This window comes from Streptomyces phaeochromogenes (assembly GCF_001418655.1).
Lineage (GTDB): Bacteria > Actinomycetota > Actinomycetes > Streptomycetales > Streptomycetaceae > Streptomyces > Streptomyces phaeochromogenes.
In genome coordinates, this window is sequence record NZ_LIQZ01000049.1 from 28,998 (window position 1) to 41,094 (window position 12,097).

The following is a 12,097-nucleotide window of genomic DNA, read 5'->3' on the forward strand; positions in this document are numbered from 1 at the left end:
AGGAGACGAGAGAACGAGGAGACGACGAAGGTCAGACGCCCAGCAGGGGAGGCAGCTCGGAGAGGTTGCTGATCTCCTCGTACGGCTGGTAGGCGGCCGACCCCGGGAAGCCGTACCGGTTCACCCAGATCCGCCGCATGCCCGCGTACCGCTTGGTCGGCATGATGTCGTACTCCCAGCCCTGCGCGGTGTGGATGATGTCCTCGGGGCCGCGCCCGGTGGCCTTCATCAGGTACTCGAAGGCCTGCGGCAGCGGCTTGTACGCTCCGGCCTGCTCGGCGGTGAGGACGTAGTCCCACTCCACGCCGAGCTCGTCGACGGCGTACGAGATGAGGTCGTCCTCGCTGTTGGAGAGGATGGCGATGTCGTACTCGCCCTTGAGACGGCGCAGCGCGTCCGGGACCTCGCGGAACGGCGTGAACTTCTTGATGGCCTCGATCAGCGCCTCGCCGTCCTCGTCCCGGTACTCCAGGCCGTGCAGCAGCATGACGTTGCGCAGGGTGCTGCGGACGACCTCGCGGTAGGGGCGGTAGTCGTCGACGACGCCCTGGAAGCGCATGACGTACGCGTCGTGGTGGAACTGGTCCGGGTCGACGCCGAACTCGGCAAGGCGGTCCTTGACGATCTCGTGCGTGGCGCTCCGGGTGTCGAAGTTGATGAGGGTCCGGTAGCAGTCGAAGCTGACGACCTTGCGCATGGGGTGAACTCCTCTGTGTGGTACGGGGGTTGAGGTGCGATGAAGGCGGGGTGGTGACGGGGTGAGCGGGTTTTCAGGACCTGCTGCTGGCCTCGGTCAGGCCCAGGTCCTTGGTCTCGGGGGCGAGGAAGTAGGAGACGACGAGTCCCACCAGCGTGATCGCCACGGCGATGCCCAGCGTGCCGCGTACGCCCAGGTCCTCGGCGGCGATCGGCAGGAGGAACGTGGAGGTGGCGGAGCCCACGCGGCTCATCGCGGTGGCGATGCCCACGCCCGTGGCCCGCAGGTCCGTCGGGAACAGCTCGCTCGGGTAGACGAACTGCAGTCCGCTGCCCGCCGCCTCGAAGAACTGGAAGGCGGCGAACAGGGCCACCACCATGAAGGCCCAGTGCAGCGGCAGTACCGCCAGGGCGATCAGTGAGACGTTGATGCACACGAAGCTGCTGATCAGGAGCGAGCGGCGGCCGATCCGGTTGACGACCACCAGGCCGAGCCCGATGCCGGCCACCGCGATGGTGGTGATCAGCGCGCTGGCGCCGTACGTGCTTCCCACGCCGAACGCGGACAGCATCTGCGGCTGGAAGGAACGGACCGCGAAGGCGGGCGCGACCTGACAGATCCAGAACACGGAACAGAAGACGACGGGGACGGTGTAGCCGCGTTTGAAGATCTCGACGAGATTGCCGAGTCCGGAGCCGCCCCGCTGTTCCTGGCGGCCCTCCGCGAGCAGCTCCTCGTCGCTCACCTCCTGGCCGAGGTGTTTGCGGACGACCGCCTTCGCCTCGTCCATGCGTCCGCGCGAGGCCAGCCAGCGCGGGGACTCGGGGATGCCGGCCCGCATGAACAGGAAGATCAGCGCGGGGACCGTGCCGGAGGCCAGCATCCAGCGCCAGGAGTCGTCGCCGAGCCCGGTCAGAGCCCAGCCCACCCAGTAGCTCACGCCGTACCCGACCCACCAGGCGAGGACCAGGCCGGACAAGGCAGGGCCGCGCATCCGGCGGGGCACCAGCTCGGTGGTGAGGGCGGAGGCGATGGGGTAGTCGGCGCCGATCGCGATACCGATGAGCAGCCGCAGCACCAGCAGCTGCCAGGCCTCGGTGACGAAGAACTGGAGCGCCGAGAAGACGACGAAGGTGGCCAGGTTGAGGACGTACATCAGGTGGCGGCCGACGCGGTCGGTGATGGGGCCGAAGACCGCTCCGCCGATGAACACGCCGACCAGGACGGAGGCGGCTATCAGGCCCGTCCACAGGGTGTCGAGGGCGAGTGCGGGCGTGATGAGGCCGAGGGCGACGCCCATCACGCCGAGCAGATAGCCGTCACAGAAGGGGCCGCCCATGGCGACCACCATGATCCGGCGGTGGAAGGAACTGACGGGCGCGTCGTCGAGCGACGAGGCCCCGCCGGTGGTTGATGAGGTCAGGGACATGCTTGAGGCTCCTGGGGGACGCGGGAAGGCGAGGGGGACGCGCGCCGGCAGGGGGACCGGGCGAAGGAGGCTTCGTACGTCAAGCATTGGAAAGCGGGGGTGGGGGGATTTTTTTAGGGGGGAAGGCGCACAGCGCTGTACGCGGTGCGGACCGGTCGTCACCGGGGTGGCCGGGCGAAGCGGTCCGGGGTTGGCCATCACCCTGGTTCAGCGCGGATCCACCGTCAATGAACACGGTGTTCTCTTGGGAGACGGCGGGTGGACAGTGTGTTCCGTGGCCGCCGACCGGTTGACACACCGTCCACAGCGGCCGTCCCGGGAGAACACCGTGGTCATTGACCCTTCCGCCACACCCCCCGGAGGGTGGGAGCGGTACCTCGTACCAGCTGCCCCCGCACCGTCTCACGCCGTGGGAGAACCGCCTTGGCCGACCGACTCGTCGTCCTGCACCGCGGCATCCTGCCGCACAACGCCGCCGGTATCGAAAGCCTCGCGGACACGGTGTACGCCACCGAGGAGGAACTGCCGCACCTCCTGCCCGGCGCGGACGCCCTGCTCTGCTGGCACTCGATCACCCCCGCCGTCGAGGCGGCCTGGCCCGCGGACCCGTCCAGCGCACCGAACTGGGTACACGTGGCCGCCGCCGGTGTCGACTCGTTCCTCTTCCCGGCCCTGGTCGACAACCCCCGGGTGGTGCTCACCAACTCGCGCGGCGTCTACGACCGGCCCATCGCCGAGTACGTACTCGGCCTGATCCTGGCCCTCGCCAAGGACTTCCCGGGCACCTGGGAACACCAGCGGCGCCGCGAGTGGCGGCCCCGCGACAGCGAACGCATCGACGGCCGGACCGTCCTCGTGTGGGGCACGGGCCCCATCGGCCGTGCCGTGGCCCGTATGCTGCGCGCCGTCGGCATGCGGGTGAGCGCCGTAGGACGTACGGAGTGCGCGGACGACCCCGACTTCGGCACCGTGCACGCCCTGTCCGGGCTGCGCCCCGCCCTGGCCGGGGCGGACTACGTGGTGCTCGCGGCTCCCCTCACGGCGGCCACCCGGGGCATGGTCGACGCGTCCGTGCTCGCGTCGATGAAGCCCGGTGCGCGGCTCGTGAACGTGGGCCGGGGCGGACTCGTCGACGAGGAGGCGCTCGTCCGGCACCTCACCGACGGCCGTCTGGCCGGAGCGGCCCTGGACGTCTTCGCCCACGAGCCCCTGCCCGCCGCCTCACCCCTGTGGGACCTGCCCGGCGTCATCGTCTCCCCGCACACGGCCGGCGAGGTCACCGGCTGGCGCGACGACCTCGCGGACCTGTTCCTCGACAACCTGACCCGCAGGGCCGAGGGCAGGGAACTGCGCAACGTGGTCGACAAGGCACGCGGCTATGTGCGGGAGGTCAGGGGCGGGTGAAGGTGCCCAGGCCGTTCTCGTCGAAGGCCTCGACGGTCACCTTCGACGCCTTCGAGCCACCCGCGTTCTCCGAGCCCGAACCGACGTCGAACGTGACGCCGGACAGCCCGCTCGCGTTCTCCCCGGCCGTGCGGAAGCTGAACGTGTCGCCGTCGAAGTGGGTGAGCCGGAACGTCGTGGGCTTCGGCCCCAGGCTCATGGTGAGCTCGCCGTCCGAGGCCGTCACGGTCAGCGGACCGTAGTAGTCGTTCTCGTACGTGCCCGTGTAGGTGTCGTCCGACCGGGCGGAGGCCGCGTTCCCCGGCGGCTTGGTGTAGTCGGTGGGGGAGCGGTCCGCCGCCAGCTGCTGCTGGTACACCTTGTCGACCAGGGACAGCCAGTCGGTGGTGGGCTCGCCCTGCTGGGCGATGTCGAAGAAGTCGAGCGCGACCGAGTCGGCGAGCCCCACCGGCGCCCCGTTGGTGAGGACGGCGATGCCGAGCTCCTCGCCGGGCAGCATCGTCACGTTCGTGTTCGCGCCGAGCTCGAAGGCGCCGGAGTGGCTGAGGCGCAGCCGCCCCTGGTCGTCGTAGTTGACGTTCCAGCCGAGCCCGTAGAAGCCGGTACGGCCCGCGGGAGCCCCCGGCGGGCTGGAGACGATCTCGGGCAGATGGGTGTGCTCCAGCTGGTCGGCGGGGACGATCTGCTTCCCGTCCAGCTTCCCGTCGGCGAGCTGGAGCCGCAGCCAGATGGCCATGTCGCTCGCGGTGGAACTCGCGCCGCCCGCGGGCGCCTGGGCGTCGGCGTCCCGTACGTACTTCGCCTCCCAGCTCCCGTCCGCGTCCTTCACATGCGTGGCCGCCTTGTCCGTCGCCTTGTCGTAGTCCGCGAAGAGGGAGCTGGTGGAGTTCATGCCGGCGGGGGCGTAGAGCGTGTCCTCCGCGAGCTTCTCCCAGGTGGTGTCCTTGGCGTTCGCGACCGCCTGGCCCGCCGCCGTGACTCCGTAGTTGGTGTACGCGTAGCTGGCACGGAACGGCGTCAGCGGTTCCTCCCGCAGATGGTCCAGGATGTACGCCCTGTCGTAGCCGAGGTCTTCGAGCAGGTCCCCGGCGTGGTCGGGCAGCCCGCTGCGGTGCGAGAGGAGATCGGCGACCGTGACGTGGTCGCCGACCCAGCGGTCCTTGAGCGTGAAGCCGGGCAGGTGCTCGGCCACCGGGTCGTCCCAGGTGATGACCTTGTCGCCGACCGCGCCCGCGACGACGGTCGAGGCGAGCGGCTTGGAGAGGGACGCCAACTGGAAGACGGTGTCCGGTCCGACGTTCCCGGACTCTCCCACCCGCCGCTCCCCGAAGCCCTTCAGGTGGACGACCCGGTCCTTGTAGACGACGGCCACGGCGACACCCGGAACGCCCGTCTTCCTCATCCCGTCCCGCACGATCCCGTCGAGGCGGTCCACGGCGTCGTCCACCTTCGCCTGCGTGAGCTGCGGCGGCGGCTGGGGCGGTGGGTCCGCCGCCGGTGCCGCGGCGGACGCGGTGGTGGTGCAGCCGGCGGCGAGGAGGGAGGCCACCGCGGCCACTGTCACCGCCGTGCTTCCGTGGTGCCTCGCCTGTCGCCGAACACCCATACCAACCATTCAACCCGCGGCACCGGACCTTGTCCTGCGGAGCCCGCCGGCCCCGCTGAACAGGGGCCGGCGGCGCTTCGGTCCCGGGCTCAGCCGCGCTTCGGAGGCGTGTAGAAGTCGCCCTGGGACGTCCAGACCCCGTCCTTCACGACCACTCGCTGCACGCTGCGGGTGCCGAGGTGGTTGCTCGGGCTGAAGTTCATGACCGGCGACACCCCCGTATCCACCTTCGTCGCCTTCTCGTACGCCTTGTCGATCGCGTCGGCCGTGACGGGCCCCTTGATGGTCTTCACGATCTCGGCGAACACCTTCGCGTTGCTCCAGCCCCACAGTGCGAGGAATCCGGCGGTCTGACCGGGCTCGTACTTGGCCATCGCGGTCCGGAACTCCTTCACCGCGGGGTCGGAGTCGGAGGGCGCCTTGACCAGCTGTACGGCCTTGAGCCCCTCGGCCGCGTCCTTGGCGAGGGAGACCGTCGACTCCGCGGCGACCGGTGCGTAGGCGTACGTCGGCAGCGAGAGCCCCTGCAGCTTGGCCTCCTTCAGGAAGGCGGCGGCCTCGGGGGAGGTGAGGATCAGGATCACCGCCTGGGTCTTCGCGGCCTTCACCTTGCTGATCACCGGGGTGTAGTCGGTGGTCTGGTACTTGACCGTCAGCCGGTCGACCTCGACCGAGGGGTCCAGCTTCTTCGCGACGGGCTCGACCTGCTTGGCCACGTTCACGAACGCGGCCGGGTCACTGTGCACGACGAGGACCTTCTTCGCACCGTCCTGCACCGTCCACGCTGCGATCGCCGCGGCCTGGTCCTCGTAGAGGGTCTGGGTGCCGAACAGTCCGGGGCGCGGCGGCTTGAACCAGGACTCGTTGCCGCCCACCTCGTTGAGAATCGGGACCTTGGACTGATTGAGGACGAACGGGAAGGCCGCCTCCGCCTGGGAGGTGCCGTTCGCGTTCACGATGGCCACGACCTTGTCCTGGCCGACGAGTTCGCGGGCGATCTGCACGGTCTGCTGCGGGTCGGCCGCGTTGTCCTTGACGGTCCACCGGACCTTGCGGCCGTTGATGCCCCCGGATGCGTTGATCATCTTGAAGTACGCCTCGGCACCGGCCTTCTGCGGCACGCCGTACGAGGCGGTGGCACCGGTCGTCGGGAGCCACGCCCCGATGTGTATCTCCGACGAGTCGCCGCCGGCTCCCGCGGAGTCCTGCTCCGCGCACGCGTTGGCGGTCAGCGCCACCACGGCCAGGACGGCCGTCGTTCCCGCGGCGCGGCGGAATTTTCTCATTGTCCGGAACACGGTCCACCTCGTTCACAACAGTTCACAACATGAGTTCAGTTTGTTTCGCAGTGGGGTTGGTTCACAGTCGGGCGGTGGTCGCGGCGGTCTCCCGGGCGCCGCTGAAGTACGCCGCTTCGGCGAGGGCGGCGAACGACGGGTCCCCGGGCCGCCCCTGAGCGGCGACCGACCCCTCGTGCAACACGGCCACCTCGTGACAGACGGACATGGCACGGCTGAGCAGCTGCTCCAGCAGAACGACCGTCAGGCCGTCGTGGGCCAGCCGCACCAGCCGGTCGTACACCTCGTCGACCAGCGCGGGCGCGAGCCCGAGTGCCGGCTCGTCGACGATCAGGACGTCGGGCTTGACGATCAGGGCGCGGGCGATGGCGAGCATCTGCTGCTCCCCGCCCGACAGCCCGGCGGCCGGCACGGACATGCGGTCGCGCAATCGCGGCGGCAGCCACTCGGTGGTCTCCGCAAGGCGCTCGCGCAGCGGGGCCCCGGTGATGCCCGCCGCGTAGGCCGCGACCTCGAGGTTCTCCCGCAGCGACAGCGTCTTGAACAGGGCCCGTCCCTCGGGCGCCAGGCTCGTACGGACGGTCCCGCCCGTCTCCCTGCTCCCGCGCGCGGGCTTCAGCGAGCCGTGCAGGATCCCGGCGAGGGTGCTCTTCCCGGCGCCGTTGGCGCCGGCGATCCCGAGCACGACCCCCTCGCGTACGTCGAGGTCGACATCCCGCAGGGCGACCACCCCGCCGTAGGTGTGACCGACCCCGCTCAGCCGCAGCACGCTCCGCTCACCGACCCGCTCGGGAAGCTCGGCCCGGCCGCCGACCGTACCCAGGTACGACGACCGCACCTCGGGGTTGTCCAGCACGGTGTCGGGGGTGCCCTCGCCGATGGTGCGGCCGAAGTCGAAGGCCAGCACCCGGTGTGCGACGGAGAACAGGTCGTCGAGCACGTGGTCGATGACCAGCACGGCGGTGCCCTGTGCGTGCAGCCGCCTGATCTGCTGTGCCAGCAGGGCCCGTTCGCCGGCGTCGAGGCCGCCGAACGGCTCGTCCAGCACCAGGAGTTTCGGCTCCTCGGCCATCGCACGGGCGAGGTCCAGGCGCTTCTGCAGCCCGAACGGCAGCTCTCCCGGCCGTCGGTCGGCCACGTCGGCGAGGCCGACCGAGTCGAGCAGCCGCGCGACGTCGGCCCGGTCCCGGGCGGTGATCCAGCGGCGCGTGCACAACACGTTCTCGGCGACGGTGAGTTCGGAGAACACCTCCGCGTGCTGGAAGGTACGGCCGATGCCCAGCCGGCGCCGCGCGGTGGCCCGCGCCTTGAGCAGGGAACCGCCCGCGAAATCGACCGTGCCGCTCACCCGGCCGTTGCCGGTCAGGCCCGACACCGCGTTCAACAGGGTTGTCTTTCCCGCCCCATTGGGCCCGATCACGGCCAGGACCTCGTCCTGCCGCAGCGACACCGAGGCGTCCTCCAGTGCCTTCAGCCCGCCGTACGCGACCGACACGTGCTCCAGGCGCAGTACGACGGCGGCCTCACCTGTGGCGGCGGTGGCCGTGGCCGGTTGCCGCGGTGCGAGGTCGGCGGCAGGGTTTGGCTTCGCGGGCGTGGGCGCCGGCCGTCGCCACACCCGCCGGAGCGCCGACCGCAGGGGCGCGCTGAGGAACGGCACCACTCCGCCGGGCAGGAACAGCAGCACCCCGACCAGCACCAGGCCCTGCACGACCGGCTGGGGGAGGCCCACGGCGGACGACAGCGAGGGGTTCCAGGTCAGATAGGCGCCGCCGGCCACCGCGCCGATGATGGTTCCGACCCCGCCCAGCACACACGCCGCGATGAGCGCGATGCCGAGGTTGAGGGAGAACGGGTCCGGGCTGACGAAACCGGTGATCAGCCCGAGCAGCACCCCCGCGAACGTGGTGAACGCGGCGCTCACCGCGAAGGCCAGCGCCGACTGCGCTTCGGGCGCGATGCCGATCGTACGGGCCGCCAGGGGATGCGATTTCGCGGCCACCAGCCGCATCCGCAGCCCGGACGCGGCGGCCGGCACCGCCAGCGCGAGCACCACGGCCGCGGCGCCCACCGCGAGGTACTGGGACTCGGTGCTGCCGCCCGCGAGGGTGCCCAGGCCCAGGGAGCTGCGCAGTTGGAGCACCGCGACGCCCTGGTCGCCGCCGGTCACGCTGCTCCAGCGGTTGACCAGCTCCAGCGTCACCATGGTGAAGGCGAGCGTCAGCAGGGCGATGTAGAGCATCGAGAACCTGGCACCCGCGTACCCGAGGAAGGCGCCGAGGACGGTCCCGGTGACCACTGCTCCCAGGACCACCGTCTCCAGCGACCAGCCGTGGCCACTGCCGTACGCGGCGAAGTAGGCGCCGATGGCGAAGAACGCCGGGTGGCCCACCGACCAGATGCCGGACCAGCCTGCGAGCAGGCCGACGGACAGCACGACGATGGTGTAGATCGCGGCGAGCGCCACCGAGTACATCTGGTAGGCCGGGATCGCGCCGGAGGCCATGAAGGCCATGAGTACCGCGCCGGCGGCCGGCCCGAGCGCGGCCTTCGCGAGGAGGGAACGGTTGAAGACCATGGATACGACCCCTCAGACCCGTTGGAAGGTGCGGGTGCCGAAGATGCCCTGAGGGCGGATCAGCAGCACGAGAACAGTGAACGAGAAGACGAATGTGTCCCGGAGGCTGGCGGAGGCGTAGTTGGCCGCGAGGTTGTCCAGCACGCCGACGGTGAGTCCGCCGACGACAGCGCCGTACATGCTCGTCAGGCCGCCCAGGAAGATCCCGGCGAAGGCGCGGAACAGCGGTGCGACGAGGGCGGTCGGGACCAGCCCCGACCTCGGTGCGTACAGACACGCGGCGAGTGCGGCGAGGCCGAGGCCGAGTGCCCAGGCGATCCGGGCGAGGCGCTGCGCCCCGAGCCCGACGACGCGCGCGGTTTCCGCGTTCTCGGCCACCGCGCGCATCGCGGAGCCGAGCGTCGTGCGGGCGAACAGATAGCCCACGACGGCCATCGCCACCGCGGCGACGGCGATCGTCACCAGGCTCTGGACCGGCAGTGCCGCGCCCGACCAACTCACCGTGCCGTTGACGAGGTTGGGGAACGACTTCGGCTCGTCGCCCCAGACCGAGCTTGCGATGTTCTCGACCACCAGGGACACGCCCATCGTCACGACCAGCGCGGAGAACAACTGTCCCTGGCCCAGCGGCCTGATCACGGTCTCGCGCACCAGCAGGCCCGCCACGACGGTGATGGTGACGGCCGCGACGATGCCGAGCACCGTCGCCACCCCCTGGTCCCGGAGCGAGACCGCCACGTACAGGCCCAGGGTCGCCAGGGACGCCATCGCGAAGTTCACGACGTCCGTGGCCCGATAGATGATGACCAGGCCGAGTCCGATGAGGCCGTACACGGCTCCGCTGGCCACGCCGCTGACCAGGACCAGCAGAAACTGACTCACGGTCCCTCCTTCTTCGAAGAGCTTCGAGAAGCGCGTGCGGCGTGTTCGCGCCACGTGCTCGAAAGCCGGGTGCGCGGTACTCGCCGCTTAGTAAAGTGAACTCAATTCAGTAAGCTAGGCACTCCGGTGCCGGACGGGCAAGACTCGTGCACGGGATTTGTCGGAGTGCGGGTGATCTGGTGCGGGTCCGGCATGGTCCGCCTGTCCGGCACGGTCCGCCGGACAGGCGGGCGGACAGGCGGCGACAGGCTCTAGCGCCGGCGCAGCGCGGTCCGTGCCGCCGCCAGGCCGAACACGAGGGCGGGGGCGAGGCCGCCCGCGTAGGCGCGCCGGTAGAGCCCGCCCGCGTCCGCACCGGCCACGAGCAGGCCGGGCACGGTGTGCCGCCCGTCCGCCGCCAGGGCGCGGGCCTCGGTGTCGATGAGCAGACCGCCGAAGGTGAAGGTGATCGCGGGGGCGGCCTCGATCACGTAGAAGGGCGGCTCGTCGAGCGGTTGCCGGTCGAGCAGTCGCCCGGGGGCCGGCTCGCCGCCCCCGCCGACGGTGGCGTTGTACTCCTCGACCCGGTCACGGATCCTGGCGCCCGGGTAGCCCCACTCCTCGGGCATCCACGCGAACTCCTCCAGGCTGTCGGCGACCGCGCTGCGGGCGCCCGCGCGATGGCAGAGCTGGAACTTGTCCACGCCCGGGATGCCCTCCACGTACGACGCGGAGATCCACTCGCGGTGCACCCGCGCGTCGGCGACCAGCAGCCCGCGGGCCTGCGGTCTCTCCAGCAGCGCCATGGTGGTCAGATGGTCCCCGACGGTCTCGTCGACGAACCGTTCGCCCGTGAGGTCGAACAGCAGGGCGTGCTCGCTGTAGTAGAGGGCGAGGTCGACGAATCGGGCCGGGTCGGCGAGGGAAACGCCCGCAGGCATCAGATGCCCGTAGAAACCCGCGTCCTTCTTGCCGAAGGCGGCCCCCGCCGCGCGACCGAGCGACAGCCCGTCGCCCCGGCTGTGCGGGTTGGCCCGCAGCTCGATGTCCGCGGCCTGGGGATGTACGTGTTCCGTGCGCAGGCCCGGATCGCCCTGGAATCCGCCGGTGGCGAGCAGGGTCCAGGTGGCGTCGATCCGACGGGTCGATCCGTCCGGCAGCATGCACTCCGCACCCGTGACCACGCCGTTCTCCGTCAGCAGGGTGCGCGTCGAGGTGGCCGTCAGTACCTCGCCGCCCCGGTCGCGGATCAACCGCTCGCAGGTGTCGAGGTAGTGGTTCGTGTCGAGCTGATGTCCCCGGCCGAAGCCGAGTACGGGCACCGGCGGCCGGCATTCCACGCCGAGCGACCGGATCCAGTCCACCGCGTCGGCGAACCCGTCCACCAGGGCCGCGGCGAGTTCCGCGTCGCCGTCGGGATTGACGCGACGCAATTCATCGAAGGTGGGGGTCGTCCATACGAAGCCGGCGAAGCGTGCCGAACCGCCGGGGCGCTCCGCCTTCTCCACGAGAACCACGGAGCCGCCTTCCGCGGCCACCCGGGCGGCGGCCGAGAGCCCGGCCATTCCGCCGCCCACCACCAGCAGATCCACTGTTCCAACACCCATAGCGGGTCCCACCGCCTTGTCGTGTCGCTGAGTGACCTGAACCCTAATTGAACTCACTTCTGGAGTCGAGAGGTGTGTCGGTACGAGCTTTGGCAGGGCTGCTTTCGGCCGGGCAGGGCGGTCCGGGTCAGTCGGGGACGAGCACCGTACGCCCCCGCGTGTGGCCGGAGCGCAGTCTGTCGATCGCCTCCGGCGCGCTGGACAGGGCGAACTCCTCCGTCTCCACCCTCACCACGCCCTTGCGTGCCAGGGCGACGACCTCTTCGAGCTCCGGCCGCGTCCCCCAGAAAGGCAGTGAGATCCGCACCCCGGGAGGCAGTGCGCCGGGCTTGCGGACGGTGAGCTCCCCGCCGCCGCTCCCGACGACTGCCAGCTCGCCGCCCGACCGCAGGGCGCCGACCGCGAGTTCCAGGCTGGAGCGGTTGCCGACGAAGTCGAGCACGGCGTCCACACCGATCCCACCGGCCCGTCGCCGGAGCGCCTCCGCGGTGTCGGGCCGCAGCAGCGTGCCGAAGTGAGCACCGCACGCGTCGGCCAGGGCGAGAGCCTCCTCGCGTACGTCCACGGCGAGGACCCGCGCCGACGTCGTGGCCCGCAGAATCTGCACCGCCAGATGC

General features: G+C 70.7%; 9 protein-coding genes. 1 reads left to right on the forward strand and 8 read right to left on the reverse strand.

Annotated features, from left to right (window positions below; translation table 11 throughout):
• Positions 1–31: 31 nt before the first annotated feature.
• Together AOK17_RS07350 and AOK17_RS07355 are read right to left on the reverse strand one after the other, a co-directional pair.
• The gene (locus AOK17_RS07350) at positions 32–697 is read right to left on the reverse strand and encodes an HAD-IA family hydrolase (RefSeq protein WP_055611510.1); all 666 of its coding nucleotides are present in this window, start codon (positions 695–697) and stop codon (positions 32–34) included.
• Between the two features lie 73 nt (positions 698–770).
• Positions 771–2,126: an MFS transporter gene (locus tag AOK17_RS07355; RefSeq protein ID WP_055611511.1), complete on the reverse strand. Its 1,356-nt coding sequence runs from the start codon at positions 2,124–2,126 to the stop codon at positions 771–773.
• 423 nt (positions 2,127–2,549) lie between these two features.
• Between AOK17_RS07355 and AOK17_RS07360 the strand changes: the two genes are divergently transcribed.
• Positions 2,550–3,530 (forward strand): D-2-hydroxyacid dehydrogenase, encoded by a 981-nt coding sequence (locus AOK17_RS07360; RefSeq protein WP_055611512.1) that lies wholly within the window; start codon positions 2,550–2,552, stop codon positions 3,528–3,530.
• Here AOK17_RS07360 and AOK17_RS07365 read toward each other — a convergent pair.
• From AOK17_RS07365 to AOK17_RS07390, 6 genes are all read right to left on the reverse strand, one after another.
• Positions 3,517–5,136, reverse strand: a complete 1,620-nt coding sequence (locus AOK17_RS07365; RefSeq protein ID WP_063997178.1) for a serine hydrolase — start codon at positions 5,134–5,136, stop codon at positions 3,517–3,519. The two genes, AOK17_RS07360 and AOK17_RS07365, sit on opposite strands and share 14 nt — an antisense overlap.
• 89 nt (positions 5,137–5,225) lie before the next feature.
• Complete coding sequence (locus AOK17_RS07370) at positions 5,226–6,422, reverse strand: ABC transporter substrate-binding protein (protein WP_055611514.1); 1,197 nt, start codon at positions 6,420–6,422, stop codon at positions 5,226–5,228.
• Between the two features lie 73 nt (positions 6,423–6,495).
• Complete coding sequence (locus AOK17_RS07375; protein WP_055611515.1) at positions 6,496–9,012, reverse strand: ATP-binding cassette domain-containing protein; 2,517 nt, start codon at positions 9,010–9,012, stop codon at positions 6,496–6,498.
• A 12-nt stretch (positions 9,013–9,024) separates the two neighbouring features.
• The gene (locus tag AOK17_RS07380; protein ID WP_055611516.1) at positions 9,025–9,894 is read right to left on the reverse strand and encodes a branched-chain amino acid ABC transporter permease; all 870 of its coding nucleotides are present in this window, start codon (positions 9,892–9,894) and stop codon (positions 9,025–9,027) included.
• A 251-nt stretch (positions 9,895–10,145) separates the two neighbouring features.
• Positions 10,146–11,480 (reverse strand): FAD-dependent oxidoreductase, encoded by a 1,335-nt coding sequence (locus AOK17_RS07385; protein WP_055611517.1) that lies wholly within the window; start codon positions 11,478–11,480, stop codon positions 10,146–10,148.
• Between the two features lie 127 nt (positions 11,481–11,607).
• Positions 11,608–12,097: zinc-binding dehydrogenase (locus tag AOK17_RS07390; protein WP_157881279.1), on the reverse strand; the 490-nt coding region annotated here is incomplete at its 5' end.

Bases quoted from the DNA above. Each gene is read 5' to 3' on its own strand.
- AOK17_RS07350 (WP_055611510.1), bottom strand. From the start codon at position 697: ATGCGCAAGGTCGTCAGCTTCGACTGCTACCGGACCCTCATCAACTTC.
- AOK17_RS07355 (WP_055611511.1), bottom strand. From the start codon at position 2,126: ATGTCCCTGACCTCATCAACCACCGGCGGGGCCTCGTCGCTCGACGAC.
- AOK17_RS07365 (WP_063997178.1), bottom strand. From the start codon at position 5,136: ATGGGTGTTCGGCGACAGGCGAGGCACCACGGAAGCACGGCGGTGACA.
- AOK17_RS07370 (WP_055611514.1), bottom strand. From the start codon at position 6,422: ATGAGAAAATTCCGCCGCGCCGCGGGAACGACGGCCGTCCTGGCCGTG.
- AOK17_RS07375 (WP_055611515.1), bottom strand. From the start codon at position 9,012: ATGGTCTTCAACCGTTCCCTCCTCGCGAAGGCCGCGCTCGGGCCGGCC.
- AOK17_RS07385 (WP_055611517.1), bottom strand. From the start codon at position 11,480: ATGGGTGTTGGAACAGTGGATCTGCTGGTGGTGGGCGGCGGAATGGCC.